This window comes from Thiomicrorhabdus sp. (genome assembly GCF_041583835.1).
Classification (GTDB): domain Bacteria; phylum Pseudomonadota; class Gammaproteobacteria; order Thiomicrospirales; family Thiomicrospiraceae; genus Thiomicrorhabdus.
Genome location: NZ_JBFHFC010000003.1, coordinates 54,321 through 69,427, shown reverse-complemented (window position 1 = coordinate 69,427; position 15,107 = coordinate 54,321). Strand labels below are relative to the sequence as shown.

Below are 15,107 nucleotides of genomic sequence, written 5' to 3'. Positions count from 1 at the left end.
TGAATGTCGTCACTCTTGTCCGATAAACAACGTTTGAGAATAAAAACCCGTCATCGTAATTCCGTCGAGCAGTTCGGGTATCAACCGCAAGCGTTGTATTGGAGTAGCCGCGAGATTCAGGAGATTCGGTTTAAGAAGCTCAGTGAATTATTGCCGTTGAATGCCAAGCAAGAGAACGGCCGCCCGTCGGCTTGGTCTATTTTGGATGTCGGATGCGGCTTTGCCGATTTGAAAGAATATCTGTATCAACATGGTTTTGAGGTGGATTATTATGGTATTGATCTCAGTGAAGCGATAGCCGAAAGCGCGCAAAATCTTCACCCGGGAATTCAAATACAGGTCGGCGATATTTTCGATGTGGCGCCGAAGGCCGACTCTTATGATTTTGTGTTGTTATCCGGTGCTTTAAACGAAGTAGTGGAAACTGAAATAGAGGGAACGGCGCAACATCAAGGCCGTTATGCCAAAGCGGTGATACGCAAGATGTATGACACTTGCCGTTATGGCGTTGCTTTCAACCTGCTGGACGCGCGTAATCCGTGGATTCAAAGTCGCCCGGATTTGCAGAGTTTTTTACCGCAAGAGATCGTTGAATATTGTAAAAGTTTTGCAGCCCGAGTGCGCTGGTCTGACGGTTATTTGGAAAACGATTTTACGGTCTATTTAGAAAAACAGTGAGAAGACGGTCATGCGCTTGGGTGTGGATTTAGGCGGAACTAAAATCGAAATCATCGCTCTGGATGAAAATGGTGAAATGCATTATCGCCAGCGAGTCGATACGCCAAAAGGCGATTATGCTGCAACGGTAGGCCGTATTGTCGGTCTAGTAAGAGAGGCGGAATCCCAATTGGGTCTCAACGTGAATTTAAGTGGTTCGCTTGGCGTCGGTATTCCGGGCGCAGTGTCTCATAAGACCCGACGAATTAAAAATGCCAATTCAACCTGGTTGATCGGCCAAGATCTGCAGGGAGATTTGCAGCGTCAGTTACAATGCGAAGTCCGATTGGCCAATGATGCTAACTGTTTCGCCTTATCGGAAGCCGTGGATGGTGCCGGAAAAGGAGCGGAAGTGGTGTTCGGCGTGATTATCGGCACTGGATGCGGCGGCGGTGTGGTCGTCAACGGTCGGATTCTCAATGGCGTCAATGCCATTGGTGGGGAATGGGGACACAATCCTTTGCCTTGGGCCACGGCGGATGATCTCCAAATGGCATGCTATTGTGGGCTTAAGGGCTGTAACGAGACTTTTTTATCCGGTAGCGGTCTTCAGGCACATTATCAAAACCGAACGGGTTCATCAAAAACCGCCAAACAGATCGTCGCATTAAGCGAGCAGGGCAATATTGTTGCCGAGCAACTGATGCAGGATTATATCTTGTGGTTGGCGAAAGGGTTGGCGAGTGTCATTAATCTGATAGACCCCGATGTCATTGTATTAGGCGGTGGTATGTCCAATATTCAACGTTTATATGACGATGTGCCTAAATTGTGGGGGAATTGGGTGTTCAGCGATCAAGTTAATACTCAATTGCTCCCGCCTAAGTACGGCGATTCCAGTGGCGTACGCGGAGCGGCGTGGCTTTAGTAGACAACCAACTAATTCAAGTCGGCTGCGTACTCTTTCAATAATTTTAATGGAATGACTTCAAGCGCTTTTCGATGGGTTCTGCCGAGAAAAACTTTCGGCGCCATTTTGTGCTGATAAGCTTCCAGCCAGCGTGCGGCACATAAACACCAGCTGTCTCCCGGCTGCAGGCCTTTAAATCCGTATTCAGGTACCGGAGTGGAGAGGTCGTTACCTCTAAATCGTGAATACTCCAGAAATTCGGCCGTTGTCTGTATGCAAACCGTATGCGAACCCAGGTCTTCTTCAGAGGTGTTGCAAGCACCGTCGCGATAAAATCCGGTTAAAGGTTCTGCCCCACAATGTTGCAGTGGCTCGCCGAATACGTTGACCGATTCGTCCATTTCCATTTTCATCCTTTGCGGGTTGTTATTTCTTTGCCAATCAGTATAGAGAAATTGTCGTTCTAAGGTTCGTCTTTATCTTTTAACCCCGTGATCATCGAACGCGCTAGATTCTCCCGATGCATAAGGCTGGAAACGAGTACACCGCCGATGTGTACCAATACCAGAAACAGGGTGAAGTTGGCAAAGAATTCATGAACTTCTTCCAGAAAATCGTCGCCGCCGTCCGAGCCGTGTTCATGTTCGTCGTCATCCGCCATGGCGGAAGAGATGACGATATCGAAATTACCGGCAAGCGGACCGTGGCCTTTTGAACCGTAGACGGCCAAACCGCTCCAAGTCGTCGCAATAAGAGAGAGGAGCAATGCGATGATCATCCAACCGCCAAGCGGGTTGTGCCCGATATAACGTTTCGGTTTGAACGCCAGCATTGATTTTGCATACTCTACCGTGACGTCTTTGCCATAGACAAAGTTGCTGAAGCGGGCGTATTTGGTGCCGATCAATCCCCAAATAATTCTAAAAGCGAGTAATCCGATAATGGCGTAACCCGAGTAAACGTGAAGGTCACTTTCGTCGTCTCCGGTTAGATAAGAAATTAAGAACAGCAATGCCAACGACCAGTGAAAAACTCGCACGGCGATGTCCCAGACTTTAACTTGATTTGACGCCTTCATTGGCGGGCTCCTAATTTATCTTAAATTGACCGATGGATATGATAGCAAGCAGGTGATTCGGTTTGAATCGGGCTTTTGTCTAAAGGGAGAAAATAATCCGTTTCCAACCGTTTTCTTAGTGTCGTACAGGGTATTTGTCCCGCACTTAATGCTTTAATTATAAATGCATTGCAGGCACCGGGCCGGTCTTTTAATAAAAGCTTCATAGTGGTTATTTATAATCTATTAAAACCCCTTAAGAGTATGATGCCGTGATTTCTCATTCTGTCAATGACTCACTATCCGATGACACCTTGTCCGAGTTGTTTGATGAACTCTTGATTTTAAAACAGCGGATTCTCTCGGCCACCGAAAACGAGATGAAGCATTTCTCTTTGGAACAGACTTCGGAATCCTCTTGGCTCAGCATATTCAACGTACTCAATTATGTGGTTATGAGGCGTGAAGCCTTACATCCTTTACAGTCGCGTTTAGCGCAAGCCGGTCTTTCTTCTTTGGGGAGAATCGAACCCCATGTGATCGCGAATATCAATTCTGTTCTGGACGTTTTGTCCAAAGCTGCTTTCGGGAAACCTTATCTGGATGATAACCGTAGGTTATTTGTCGATTATCACGGCGGTTACCGCCAATTGAAACAACGGGCGGAACGTTTATTCGGCCCGCCTCCCGAAAAGCGCGTCGAATACATCATGGTCACGATGCCGACCGAAGCGGCCGATGATTATGACTTGGTGGAAAGCCTGATTTTGGCCGGTATGGATGACGCTCGTATCAATTGTGCGCATGACGATCCGCAAGTATGGGAGCAGATGATTGCCAATATCAAACGTGCAATGCAGCTACATCAAAAGGATTGCCGGATTTTGATGGATTTGGCAGGACATAAAATTCGCACAGGAAAGGTCTTTGCCGGCAAGCATAAGAGTGAAAAACCACATAAAGAACATCATAAAGAAAAAGAACAAAAGAAGTTTCCACGACTGAATTATGCCGATTGGCTGATCCTGTATAAAGATGGCGAGAATCTGTCTGACGTGCTCACTCAGTTTGAAGAGCAGGTTGACGTAGCGGTGACTTGTACCTATCCCGACGTTATTGATTTGGTGGAAGTCGGGCAATCCGTGTGGATTGACGACGGTAAGATCGGAACGGTGATTAAGGAAAAGAACGATCGGGCACTTTTGTTACAGGTGAACCGGGTTGGGCCGAAAGGGGCGCGCCTTAAAGAAGAAAAGGGACTGAACTTTCCGCAGACGGTTTTGAATTTACCGACCTTAAGTGATAAGGATCGACAGGATTTGGAATTTGTCAGCCGACACGCCGATATGGTCGGATTGTCGTTTACCGAAAACGCTCAGGATGTATTGAATTTACGTGAAGAGCTGGCTCGTTTGGGCAGGGAGGATCTGCCTATTTTGGCTAAAATCGAAACTGCGGATGCCGTGCGTCGACTGCCTGAGATTTTAGTGCAATCTTTAGCGCATGACATCGATTTCGGTATTATGATCGCGCGCGGCGATCTAGCCGTGGAACTGGGCAGTGTCAGAATGGCGGAGATTCAGGACGAAATTCTACGCTTGTGCGAAGCCGCCCATGTGCCGGTGATTTGGGCAACTCAGGTTTTGGAGTCGTTGGCCAAAGAGGGAACGATTTCACGTCCCGAGATCAGCGATGCGGCAATGGCGCAAAGAGCGGAATGCGTCATGCTGAATAAGGGCGCTTATGTCGCAACGGCGGTGACGATTTTGAGCGATGTTTTGCAGCGTATGGAAGCCCATCAGTGCAAAAGCCATACTCATATGCGGGCGTTGCACTGGTAAGGTCTATGCGATTCCGAATAGTTCACGCAGGACGTAACCGGTTATAAATGCAAGACTGGCGGCTGCTCCGCCGGTTAGCAAGGTGCTTAACCCGGAACGGAATAACGGTTTCAATAGAAACAGGCTTTTCAAACTACCGATCAAAAAGAACATGATTCCGGCCAAAATGGCACTGAACATAAACTGGGTGTCCATTTCCCAGGATGGCACTAAAAACGGCATTAGCGGAATCGAGCCGACAAACAGAAACGCTAAGAACGTCGTCATGGCGGCACGGATTGCATTAGGAGCAAACGTTTGCACGCCGTGTTCTTCCGTCAGCATGGTATCTATCCAGAGTTTTTTGTCTTGGCAGATGGTGTCTACAATTTCTTCAAGAACCTGCCCGTTAAAGCCTTTCTGCTGGAAAATTTGGCGAATCTCTTCGCGTTCTCCCTCAGGAATCTGATCGATATGTTGTTCTTCAATGTGACGGATATTGTCGGTAAATTCTTTTTGGGCTTTATTCGCTTCATAATTGCTGACGGCCATGCTGAAACCGTCGGCAAACAGGTTGGCAAATCCCAGTACCAAGGCTACCATCGGCGAAAAACCGGCACCGTAAGCTCCGGACACCACCGCAAAAGTGGTTACGCAACCGTCGATCGCCCCTAACACGGCATCTGATATATTTTGGGTTTTGGGAGGTTGATTTAAGCGCTCGGTGATGACTTCCGGGCGATGATCCTGTTCCAACTCTTCCTGGCTAAATTTCTTCATCAAATGTTTCCGTTTGAGTGCATGGTTTGGCGAGTATTAGCGTGCTTTTTGAGCGTGTTTGGTTAATAACCGATCCAGTTGATTGGCAAAGGCTTGTCGGTCACTTTGACTCATTGAACTTGGACCGCCGGTATCAACGCCGCTGGAACGCAGGCTTTCCATGAAATCGCGCATATTCAGGCGCGCTCGAATGTTGCTCGGTGTATAGAGTTCGCCACGTGGGTTTAACGCGATACCGCCTTTTTCAATGACTTCGGCCGCCAAGGGGATGTCGCCGGTGATGACCAGATCGCCGGCGTCTAAGCGTTGGACGATGACGTTATCGGCGACGTCGAAACCGTGAGTCACCTGAAGGAAATGAATGAAACGCGAAGGCGGAATACGTAAGCTGTGGTTTGCCACCAGTGTGGTTGTAATTTGCGAACGTTCTGCCGCTCGAAACAAAATCTCTTTAATCACTACCGGACAAGCGTCCGCGTCTACCCATATCTTCATTTGCACACGTCTTTAGGTTTAAAAAAACGCTAACAGCATAGCACTTTTGATCTTTATCGGTGTGCCTTTCATTTGCGAAATATGCGGTTCTCTGATTTCAATAAATGGTTTTGTTATCGGAATCAGGGATTGAAGATTGAACGTGAGATTTCGTATAGGCTTTGAGTCGAAAGCCTATACGAATGATGAAAGAATCGGCATTGGTGTTGAATTGAACTCGTTTCGTTTAACAGCCGTCGACGCATTTCCCGGTAGCATCGAAAGATAAAGTTTTACCGCTGAGCGGAACGTAAACCGGGACGTTGCTTTCTTTGATGAAGGTTTCGGTGCGGGTATGCGGCAAGACTTTGCCTTGTCGGGTTGCTTCTTCGTTTGCATGAGACGGGATCACCGATGTCGGCTTGACCAGATCGTTAATGACATAAGCGGCTTCCTTAGGGCCGGTGGTATAGGTGTCGCCGATATTGATGACCGCCAGTTTGGCACCGTAATGTTGATGCACGACGATATCCTGTTCGGCAGTAATGCCGGTATCGCCCGAGAGATACGCAACCAAACCGTTGCTGAATTTAAGACTATAACCGGTTGCGGGGCCGACGTGAGCGGTGAGTCCGGCCGCTTTCATAAACTCGCCGAGGGAACCTTCAATCATGTCGGGGGAGAGGCCGTTACTGTGTATCGCCGGTACGGTGGTGATGCCGACGCCGTCAACGGTTTTCATCGCCCCGAAGCGTACCAATAAAGAGTTTTTAGGGTCCCCTCCGGCGGCTTTCAGTTTAGCAGCGAACAGACTCGGCATTTCACTGCCGGTCACGATTTTGGCGTGTTTGGCAATCGCAATCTTGACGCTATTGGAAGTCGGCGTGTCGCTGACCGAGATATCGGGTTTGGCACAACTTCCGGCATTAAGGGACTTGATGTGCTTATCGCCGATGTGGTCGCCGTGCACGTGGCTGACCAGAATGATGTCGATTTTACCGAGGCGGGGATCATCCGCACCGGCAACGGTTCGGCCTGCGTCGTACAGGATTCGCGTTCCGTTCGGGTCTTCTATGATCATCGCGCGATCCAGCGTACAAAATTCGCCTTGTTGGCTGCCTAATGGCGTGATTTTAACGACATCGGATGCAGAGGCTGATGTTGACCACAGCGGTAAGCAGGACAGTAGTGCCGCGATTGCAAGAAGCTTCGATTTCATGAGTATTCTCCTGAAATTTGGGAATGGTTTTACGGTTGTCAGTCCACTACTGTTGGTGTTTATTCTGTGATTATTTGGTTCTGTGATTATTTGGCTTCGTCGACCATTTGCATGGTTTTCTCTTCAACCTCTTGAGCGACTTGAGCCAAAGTGGGATCTTGAGACAGCGTGGCCAGCATTTCTGCCGGTTTGATCAGACCTATCTTGGTTTGTCCTTTTTCGGTAAATACCGAGATTCGGCATGGCAGAGCCATATTCAGTCGCATGTCGGTAGCTAGGACTTTTGACGCTTGTCCGGGGTTGCAGACCTCAAACACCTGGCACTGCTCCGCAAAGTCGAATCCCTTGCTTCGCAGGGTGGCTCCAAGATCGTGTACATGGAGTACGCCGAAGCCATGATTTTTAACCGCTGTGTCTAGATCGGTCGCAGCCTGTTCGAATGATTTGTTGGATTCCACTACGTAGTACATGACTCACCTCCGGTGATAGATTGATTCAGACGTTTCAAGCATGCTAATCCATACATGACGCATGGTCAAACAAAACAAACCCCTTGTTTTAATTGGGTTTTTTTTAGGGGGCTTCAGCTCAACATCCCCAAGCGGTTTTTCCGGCGCTGATTTCTGGCGTATAGCCAAGCGCCGGCCGTGAGCAATACGTAAATGGAAAGAATGAAAAACAACTGTTCCGGATGCTTGCTGATTTCATAATAGAAAATCAGGAAGGTTGCGCTCGCCAAGCCGAACAAAGATATTAAGGTAATAATGGCCGAAGAGTTGGTCTTATGGCGAATTTTAAAATTGGCATAAGCCATTAATAGCGAGACGATTAAAAAGGTGACGCTACCGAATTCGAGAATGACTTGTAACGAGCCGGATAACACCAATACGAACGCCAAGGAAGACATGGTTAAAATGGCATAGGTTGGAATGCGTCGCGAACGTGTGCTTAGAAAGGCCGGTAGGTAATGATCGTCGGCGATGGCCGCCATTTGGCGTGAAGCACCAAAAACAGTTCCGCTAATCGCGCTGCTGGTTGCCAGCAGCGCACCTATAATGACTAGTTCGGTTCCCCAATGCCCTAATATCTTGTCCGCTCCGGATGCCAAGGCATACTCTTTGTTTTCAATGATGTCGTTAAATGGGATCGCCAGGATTGCCCCTAGAGAAATGACTAAATAGATCAAGATTGCAAGGAATATGGCGGCATAGATGGCACGTGGAATGTTTTTCTCCGGCTGTTCCATTTCGTTGACTGCATTGATAACCAGTTGAAAGCCTTCATAAGCGACGAACGTTAGTGAGGCCACGATGAGAATATTTAAAATCGTGGTATCCCCATTATTCTCCAGCAGTGTCGGCAGGGTGGTTTGGCTATGATTGATTAAAACAAATGAAATCACCACTAGAATGACCAGCTTGGTATAGACCATGAGGTCTTCGATTCTTCCCATCCCTTTAACACTTAATATGTTAATAATCGTGAACACCCCGATGATGCCGCCGGCCACAAGCTTGCGAATCCAAACGTCATCGGCAAAGGCGAATCCACTGATGGCATAAGAAGCGAAGGTATAGGCATATAAAGCCAACGTGCTGATGTATCCGAAAATCACCCACCAACCAATCAGTGAAGCGGCGAAGGGGGTTTGGGGGAAGGTCTTTTTATAGAAAGCATAGGTAGCGCCTTCATCTTTATAGTAAACGCCGAGTTTGATGTATGAATATGCGGCCATGGCGGCCACAATTCCGCCGAGGCCGATTGCAAGAGGGGTGTAGACACCAATCATCGAGACGGAAATACCCAATACCGTGAAAATTCCCCCTCCGACCATACCTCCTAGGGCGATGGCAATTAACTCGGGAACCCCCAGGTTCTTATTTCGCGTCCGGTGGACGGATGGGGTGTGACGAAATGGAAATTTCATAAATATATTCGAACCTTTGTCGCCAAACTTAAATGAATCGTGATGATGTTCGATTCTACAAAACATTTACTTATAAGCAATCCTAACAATAAAAAAAGCGAAGAGAAGTCGCCAATTGTGACTGTATGCTGACTATTTTCGAATTAGGAACGGGAATGATAGTAATTAACAAGCACTTACTGTAAGCTACAACCCATTTTCTTCGAATACCGCTTCGGTGTTCCGAGTCCTGAAGTAAAACACGATCATATACATTAAGAGACACCATATTTATGAGCTTTGCCTCCCTGGGGTTATCCGCCCCTATCCTTGAAGCTGTAGCCGAGCAGGGTTACGAAACACCATCTCCAATTCAAACCCAAGCGATTCCTGCTGTAATTCAAGGTAAAGACGTGATGGCCGCAGCACAAACCGGAACGGGAAAAACCGCCGGTTTTACATTACCGATTTTAGAGCGCCTTTCAAAAGGAGAGCGTCCTAAAGCGAATCAGGCACGCGCCCTGATTTTGACGCCAACCCGTGAACTGGCGGCTCAGGTTGCAGAAAGCGTGCAGCTGTACAGCAAAAACCTACCATTGAAATCTACCGTTGTTTTCGGCGGCGTTAAAATCAACCCTCAAATGATGCGCCTGCGTCAAGGTGTGGATGTGTTGGTTGCGACCCCCGGACGTTTATTGGATTTATACAATCAGAATGCGGTGAAGTTTAACCAGTTGGAAGTGTTAGTTTTGGACGAAGCGGATCGCATGTTGGATATGGGGTTCATTCATGACCTTAAAAAGATCATGGCGCTTTTACCTAAGAACCGCCAGAACTTACTGTTTTCAGCGACTTTTTCCGAAGACATCAGACGCCTGGCTAAAGGATTGGTTAACGATCCGGTCGAAATTTCGGTGGCGCCTCGCAATACGACCGCTAAAACGGTAGAACAGTGGATTTGTCCGGTAGATAAAGCGAAGAAACCGGCCTTGTTGATAAAGTTGATTGCCGACAACCAATGGGAACAGGTCCTGGTATTTACCAAAACCAAACATGGTGCAAACCGTTTGACTCAGCAGTTGGAAAAATCCGGCATTAAGGCTGCGGCGATTCATGGTAATAAAAGCCAGGGTGCCCGTACCCGCGCACTGGCCGAATTTAAAAACGGCGATATCCGCGTTTTGGTCGCGACGGATATCGCAGCACGTGGTTTGGATATTGATCAGCTACCGCATGTAATCAATTTTGAATTACCGAACGTAGCCGAAGACTATGTTCACCGTATCGGTCGTACCGGTCGAGCAGGAGCCAGTGGTGAGGCGTTGTCGTTGGTGACGTCGGAAGAAGCGAAGTTGCTGTTTGATATCGAACGTTTGATCGGAGAGTTACTGCCGCGCAAAGTGGTGGAAGGTTTCGAGCCGGTACATAATGTACCGGAATCGCGTTTGGATACCCGTCCGATTAAGCCCAAAAAGCCGAAGAAACCTAAAAATCCGCATGCAGAACATAAAGACGGACAGCGTTCCGGTGAGATGGCGCGAGGCCATAAACCGCGGAGTACTCAATCTGCCGGTAATAAGAAACCAGGTGGTAATGGAGCTTGGCGTTCTAAAAATAGATCGTCGAATAATTAAGTCGGCAGATAAGTAGACCATTTAAAATGATCTTATCATTTTTTGTTTCAATGATTTTCTGAACGCAATTTCAGATTTTCAAAAAAAACCGATCAACATGGTCGGTTTTTTTTAATTTCCTTTCATCGGTTTTTTCTGTTTTTTCCTGCAATTGAATACGATTAAAGTTCAATTCAATCAATCAATTAATCAGTTAATTAAAAATGACATTTAATATCTTTTGGTTCAATAGTTGCAAAATAAATTGCCTATTACCCTTTTTTTAGTGCGGTATATGCGTAGTGGGTATGAAAAATTCTGCTTTTTCTTGTGTGGAATATCGATAGAATACAAATTAAGGTCTTTGGATTAATAAAAAAATAAATACAAAGATTGTAGAAAAATCAGTATCAAAGAGGATAAGGGTAGATGCCAGCAAAAGCAATTTCAGGTAGGACGACCGTCCATAATGTTTTAATTTATTTCTTTTTATTAATATTTATAAGTGGGGTCGGCTTTGCATCTTATCTTTATTTGGAAAAAGAACATGAAAACGAATTTGATGTTTTAAAGCAGGAATTAAATCAAAAAGAGGCCATTTTAAACGACATACAGCTGCAAATGGGGTATGGCGATTTCATCCATAATTTCAAAAACTTTTTGATTCGTGGTGAAAAGGATTACAGAACCACAAGTTATTCCAAAGCGATTAACGATAACGCGAATAGAATTTTTTCGGATATTGAGCGTTATCGTCAGTCGAAGAATCTGGATTCGATTGAAATTAAAGGTCTTGATGCGGTGGAAGCGGTTGTCAAAGAATATCTGGCAATGGTTGAGAAAATCGGACAATTGCGTCAATCGGGTGCTTCGATAGCCGAAATTGACCAGCAGGTGTTAGTCGATGACCGTGAGGCTTTAGAGGCGATTCAGCATTGGTACGACTATCTTAAACAGGATTCACTCACAAAGATCAAACAACTGAATGCAGAGTTGTTTGAAGCGGAGATCATAAACGTCGTCGTCGTATTTTTGATCTCTTTGATTATCAGTTTGATCGCCTTTGAATTTTTTATCCGTCGCGCCATTGTTAAACCGATTGTGCATCTGCAAGAGTCCTTGAGCCATTTGTGCGAAGATCCGTCCGACGTGAACTGGTCAACTAAAATCAAACTTGAAGGTTCGCGCGAACTGAAGCAGTTAGAGTATCTTCTTGAACGCATGTTATGTCGTATTCATGATCAAGTTGAACAATTGAATTCCGTAAAAACCGTGGTAGATCAAAGCAGTGCCAACTTTATGCTGGCGGATAACGATCTCAATATTACCTATATGAACGAGGCAATTGTCGGGACGTTAAAGAAGGTCGAAAAAGACATTCAGAAGATGTTGCCGCACTTTTCGACGGACAAGTTAGTGGGGCAGAATATTGATATTTTCCATGTTCGTCCCGAACACCAACGCAACCTTTTGGCGAATCTTAAAGACACCTATACGGCCGAGTTGAATTTAGGCGAGTTGCATTTGCAAATCATCGTTAATCCGGTTTGGGGACAAAACGGTGAGCGTACCGGTTTTGTGACTGAATGGAAAGATGTGTCTGAGTCGGTTAAGCTGGAAAAAATGCAGGTTGCGGTAGAGCAAAACCTTAAGGTCATTGTCGAGAAAGCGGCCAAAGGGGATATGAGCCAGCAGATCGATGTTTCCATATTAGACGGTTTTGTGCATGATCTCGGTGAACAGATCAATGTGATGATGTCGGCAATCAGTGAAGCGAATAGCAATATTTCGGGCGTTATTCAGTTGTTGGCCCAAGGTGACTTGACCAGCCGGGTTGAGGGCGATTACGAAGACGGTTTGGCAGATATGAAAGATGCCATCAACGGTTCTTTGGATACCCTATCAAGCATTTTGGCGCAAGTGAATTACGCAATTCGACAGATATCCAATGATATTAATCAAACCACAGAGCGTAATACCGATCTTTCAAGTCGAATTCAGCAGCAGGCGGCGTCGATTGAAGAAACGGCCGCAACGACTGAAGAGTTGACGGCTGCAGTACGCAGTAATGCAGAAAGTGCACAACAGGCAAACGACTTGACCGTGCAGGCAAGCCAGAAAACCAATGAAGGCGCGAATGTCATGAAGCAGACTATTCAAGCCATGCAGAATATTAAAGAATCCAGTGAACAGATTGAACAGATTATCGGTCTGATCGATTCCATCGCCTTCCAAACAAATTTATTGGCTTTGAACGCAGCGGTAGAAGCGGCTAGAGCGGGAGAGCATGGTCGAGGTTTTGCGGTCGTGGCCAGCGAAGTTCGTAGTCTTGCCGGTAAATCGGCGGATGCGGCGAGAGATATTAAAGGTTTGATTGAACGTTCGACGACTCAGGTTCAGGAAGGAACCAAGTTGGCGGAACAGTCCGGTACGGCGCTGTCCGAAATCAGCCAGGCCATTACTCAGGTTACGGAAATTGTCGGAGAAATCGCTCACTCTTCGGTCGATCAGTCCCAAGGGATTGAGCAGTTGAATCAGGCGATTGTACTGTTGGATAGAAACACTCAGGAGAATGCTCATTTGGTTGAGTTATCCGCCAGCAGTGCGCAGGCCATTGCTAACCAGTCTGAACAGTTAGTTGCAAGAATGGCGCAATTCCGTATTCCGGCTAAGTTTGAAACTGAAGCTAAAAATTCAGGATCTGCAATGTCCGGAGGTTTAAGTCAATCCGGACAGTTGCCTGCGCCTCAGGCCAAGTTGGCGAAAAGTTCCGGGCAGGGCGGACATTCTGAAAACAAAACTCAAGCTCATGGCGATGGGTCGAAATCACCGTTGAAGTCGGAACCCAAAGCGCAAGTCAAAGTGGAAAACAAGCCGCTAGCTGAAGTTAAGACGGCGAATGCCAAGGAAGACAGTGAAGAGTGGGCTGATTTTTAAAGCCGGATTACCTTTCCGTTTTAATTAAAAAGCCGTCAATTGACGGCTTTTTTGTTTATCTCTTTTAACATTCGATGCAGTTGCGGCCTTTTGATTTCGCCTCGTATAGCTTTGCATCGGCTCTTTGTAAGGTGAGTTCTATAGCTTCATCACTTTCGTGTATGGCAATTCCTGCGCTGATGGTGACCGAGAACTCGGTATTTTCGGTTTCGAAAATGGTTCTTTGAGTCGCTTTGCGGATTCTTTCGGCCAATTGTTGCGCTGCATTTTTATGTTCGTTTAACAGTACGATAATGAATTCTTCACCGCCATAGCGGACGCAAAGATCCTCCGGACGTGACGATTCGACGATAATGCGGCTAACGGCCGTGAGGACACGGTCTCCCGTGGAGTGGCCATAACGGTCGTTCACATTCTTAAAAAAATCGATGTCCAGAAAAATCACTTCCAAGAACTGCTCGGGTTTGCGTTGATGACGCATTAACAGGTTTGTCATTTGATCATTAAGAAAGCGGCGGGTGTATAGCGAAGTCAATGGATCTCGGATGGCCATGCTTTCTAACTCGAACATGATTTTTTGTGTTAAGAGCATGGTGAAAATAACCGCGAGCAGAATGAACACAATACCGACGCTTAATGCGGAAATGGCATAATTTCGAATTTCCTGTTCCATGTCGTCAAGGTAGATTCCTGTACCTAACACCCAATCCCAGGGCTTGAAATAAGTCACGTAGGAAAGCTTTGGGTAGCTTTGCGACGTATTCGGTTTCGGCCAAGAGTATGAGACCAATCCGCCGCCATTGAGGGCGGTTTGGGTAATGCTTGAGAATACATTATTTCCTTCTATATCTTGCATTTGTTTTAAGTTTTTTCCGACGAGTTCGGGAGTGAAAGGGTGCATTAACAAAATGTTATGACTGTCGTTGATCCAGAAATAACCGTTAGAACCGAACCGTGTCGCTTGTAAGGTTTGAAACGCCAAGGTCCTGGCCTCTACTTCGCTCATTTCGTCGTTCAGAGCTGCCTGATAGAAATGATTGATAATGCTTAAACCGGCGTTGGCAAGTTGTTGGGATTCCATTTCCTTGTTTTGTTCCAGCGTGGTTTTCAGGCCTTGATAGAATAGGAAAATAGTCAGGAGCATTCCGATCACACTGACCAGTGCGATGGTGATCAATTTACGGCGAATATGGAGTTTATTGTCTGTAGAGTTCATTTGTTATCGCTTTGGGTTGGCGACATTGAATTTAGTTTGCCGCAGCGGATTGGGTTATGGTTTCCAGCGCCTTCGCCATTTTTGCCAGTGTGGTTTCGCAGCCACCGATCTGGTGTCTTTTTTCAAGGTAGATCGGTTGGTTGTAAGTGATCCATACATTCGACTGTTTGTCTTGCCAGATAAGCGCTTTGAGAGGCAAGTCAATGGCGACGCTTTGTTGGCACTGCATCAACACACTGCCGACTTTGGGGTTGCCGAAGATCAACAGTTGGGTATCCCTTAGATTAATGCCGACATTTTTTGCGCCTTCGGAGTGGTTGATGCGGTTAAAGATGGTCATCCCTTTTTGCTTAAGAATGTTTTCCATGCGATCGGTGGTTTGTTCGACATTGAATTGACTTGCCACATTAACGACGCCGTCCGCCGCTTGAGCGGAGATGAACCAAGAAAATAATAGGTAAAAGAAAACGACTCTTTTTTTCATTTGCTGCCCTTTGGTTGTTGTTTCGTCGAATGGG

The 15,107-nt window shown here is 46.5% G+C and carries 14 protein-coding genes; 5 read left to right on the top strand and 9 right to left on the bottom strand.

Translation table 11 applies throughout. The annotated features are described in order from the left end of the window. Window positions 1-3: 3 nt before the first annotated feature. Together ABY044_RS02625 and ABY044_RS02620 are read left to right on the top strand one after the other, a co-directional pair. Window positions 4-678, top strand: coding sequence for a class I SAM-dependent methyltransferase (locus ABY044_RS02625; RefSeq protein WP_373017867.1), 675 nt, complete (start codon window positions 4-6; stop codon window positions 676-678). 10 nt (window positions 679-688) lie between these two features. Continuing rightward, complete coding sequence (locus tag ABY044_RS02620) at window positions 689-1,585, top strand: ROK family protein (RefSeq protein ID WP_373017865.1); 897 nt, start codon at window positions 689-691, stop codon at window positions 1,583-1,585. Between the two features lie 11 nt (window positions 1,586-1,596). On the opposite strand, the gene ABY044_RS02615 is transcribed toward ABY044_RS02620, so the two are convergent. After that, complete coding sequence (locus tag ABY044_RS02615) at window positions 1,597-1,968, bottom strand: DUF2237 family protein (protein WP_373018054.1); 372 nt, start codon at window positions 1,966-1,968, stop codon at window positions 1,597-1,599. A gap of 62 nt (window positions 1,969-2,030) precedes the next feature. Continuing rightward, complete coding sequence (locus ABY044_RS02610; protein WP_373017863.1) at window positions 2,031-2,645, bottom strand: cytochrome b/b6 domain-containing protein; 615 nt, start codon at window positions 2,643-2,645, stop codon at window positions 2,031-2,033. 251 nt (window positions 2,646-2,896) lie between these two features. On the opposite strand from ABY044_RS02610, the gene ABY044_RS02605 reads away from it, so the two are divergent. Continuing rightward, the gene (locus ABY044_RS02605; RefSeq protein ID WP_373017861.1) at window positions 2,897-4,465 is read left to right on the top strand and encodes a pyruvate kinase; all 1,569 of its coding nucleotides are present in this window, start codon (window positions 2,897-2,899) and stop codon (window positions 4,463-4,465) included. Between the two features lie 3 nt (window positions 4,466-4,468). Here ABY044_RS02605 and ABY044_RS02600 read toward each other — a convergent pair whose 3' ends face one another. The 5 genes from ABY044_RS02600 to ABY044_RS02580 form a co-directional block, all read right to left on the bottom strand. After that, window positions 4,469-5,224, bottom strand: a complete 756-nt coding sequence (locus ABY044_RS02600; RefSeq protein WP_373017859.1) for a VIT1/CCC1 transporter family protein — start codon at window positions 5,222-5,224, stop codon at window positions 4,469-4,471. A gap of 36 nt (window positions 5,225-5,260) precedes the next feature. Further along, complete coding sequence (locus ABY044_RS02595) at window positions 5,261-5,719, bottom strand: YaiI/YqxD family protein (RefSeq protein ID WP_373017857.1); 459 nt, start codon at window positions 5,717-5,719, stop codon at window positions 5,261-5,263. A 226-nt stretch (window positions 5,720-5,945) separates the two neighbouring features. Beyond that, complete coding sequence (locus ABY044_RS02590; RefSeq protein ID WP_373017855.1) at window positions 5,946-6,917, bottom strand: MBL fold metallo-hydrolase; 972 nt, start codon at window positions 6,915-6,917, stop codon at window positions 5,946-5,948. Between the two features lie 86 nt (window positions 6,918-7,003). Continuing rightward, the gene (locus ABY044_RS02585; protein ID WP_373017853.1) at window positions 7,004-7,387 is read right to left on the bottom strand and encodes a DUF302 domain-containing protein; all 384 of its coding nucleotides are present in this window, start codon (window positions 7,385-7,387) and stop codon (window positions 7,004-7,006) included. A 113-nt stretch (window positions 7,388-7,500) separates the two neighbouring features. Then, window positions 7,501-8,844 (bottom strand): APC family permease, encoded by a 1,344-nt coding sequence (locus ABY044_RS02580; RefSeq protein WP_373017851.1) that lies wholly within the window; start codon window positions 8,842-8,844, stop codon window positions 7,501-7,503. Window positions 8,845-9,116: 272 nt separating this feature from the next. On the opposite strand from ABY044_RS02580, the gene ABY044_RS02575 reads away from it, so the two are divergent. Next, window positions 9,117-10,457, top strand: coding sequence for a DEAD/DEAH box helicase (locus tag ABY044_RS02575; RefSeq protein WP_373017849.1), 1,341 nt, complete (start codon window positions 9,117-9,119; stop codon window positions 10,455-10,457). A 408-nt stretch (window positions 10,458-10,865) separates the two neighbouring features. Continuing rightward, window positions 10,866-13,373, top strand: coding sequence for a methyl-accepting chemotaxis protein (locus ABY044_RS02570; RefSeq protein ID WP_373017847.1), 2,508 nt, complete (start codon window positions 10,866-10,868; stop codon window positions 13,371-13,373). A gap of 64 nt (window positions 13,374-13,437) precedes the next feature. On the opposite strand, the gene ABY044_RS02565 is transcribed toward ABY044_RS02570, so the two are convergent. Then, window positions 13,438-14,589 carry a diguanylate cyclase gene (locus ABY044_RS02565; protein ID WP_373017845.1) on the bottom strand — a complete coding sequence of 384 codons (1,152 nt, stop codon included), beginning with the start codon at window positions 14,587-14,589 and terminating at the stop codon, window positions 13,438-13,440. Window positions 14,590-14,620: 31 nt separating this feature from the next. Then, entirely contained in the window at window positions 14,621-15,073 is a 453-nt protein-coding gene (locus tag ABY044_RS02560; protein WP_373017843.1) for a DUF302 domain-containing protein, read from the bottom strand. Window positions 15,074-15,107 lie beyond the last annotated feature (34 nt).

Bases quoted from the DNA above. Each gene is read 5' to 3' on its own strand.
- ABY044_RS02625 (WP_373017867.1), top strand. From the start codon at position 4: ATGTCGTCACTCTTGTCCGATAAACAACGTTTGAGAATAAAAACCCGT.
- ABY044_RS02620 (WP_373017865.1), top strand. From the start codon at position 689: ATGCGCTTGGGTGTGGATTTAGGCGGAACTAAAATCGAAATCATCGCT.
- ABY044_RS02615 (WP_373018054.1), bottom strand. From the start codon at position 1,968: ATGGACGAATCGGTCAACGTATTCGGCGAGCCACTGCAACATTGTGGG.
- ABY044_RS02610 (WP_373017863.1), bottom strand. From the start codon at position 2,645: ATGAAGGCGTCAAATCAAGTTAAAGTCTGGGACATCGCCGTGCGAGTT.
- ABY044_RS02600 (WP_373017859.1), bottom strand. From the start codon at position 5,224: ATGAAGAAATTTAGCCAGGAAGAGTTGGAACAGGATCATCGCCCGGAA.
- ABY044_RS02595 (WP_373017857.1), bottom strand. From the start codon at position 5,719: ATGAAGATATGGGTAGACGCGGACGCTTGTCCGGTAGTGATTAAAGAG.
- ABY044_RS02590 (WP_373017855.1), bottom strand. From the start codon at position 6,917: ATGAAATCGAAGCTTCTTGCAATCGCGGCACTACTGTCCTGCTTACCG.
- ABY044_RS02585 (WP_373017853.1), bottom strand. From the start codon at position 7,387: ATGTACTACGTAGTGGAATCCAACAAATCATTCGAACAGGCTGCGACC.
- ABY044_RS02580 (WP_373017851.1), bottom strand. From the start codon at position 8,844: ATGAAATTTCCATTTCGTCACACCCCATCCGTCCACCGGACGCGAAAT.
- ABY044_RS02575 (WP_373017849.1), top strand. From the start codon at position 9,117: ATGAGCTTTGCCTCCCTGGGGTTATCCGCCCCTATCCTTGAAGCTGTA.
- ABY044_RS02570 (WP_373017847.1), top strand. From the start codon at position 10,866: ATGCCAGCAAAAGCAATTTCAGGTAGGACGACCGTCCATAATGTTTTA.
- ABY044_RS02565 (WP_373017845.1), bottom strand. From the start codon at position 14,589: ATGAACTCTACAGACAATAAACTCCATATTCGCCGTAAATTGATCACC.
- ABY044_RS02560 (WP_373017843.1), bottom strand. From the start codon at position 15,073: ATGAAAAAAAGAGTCGTTTTCTTTTACCTATTATTTTCTTGGTTCATC.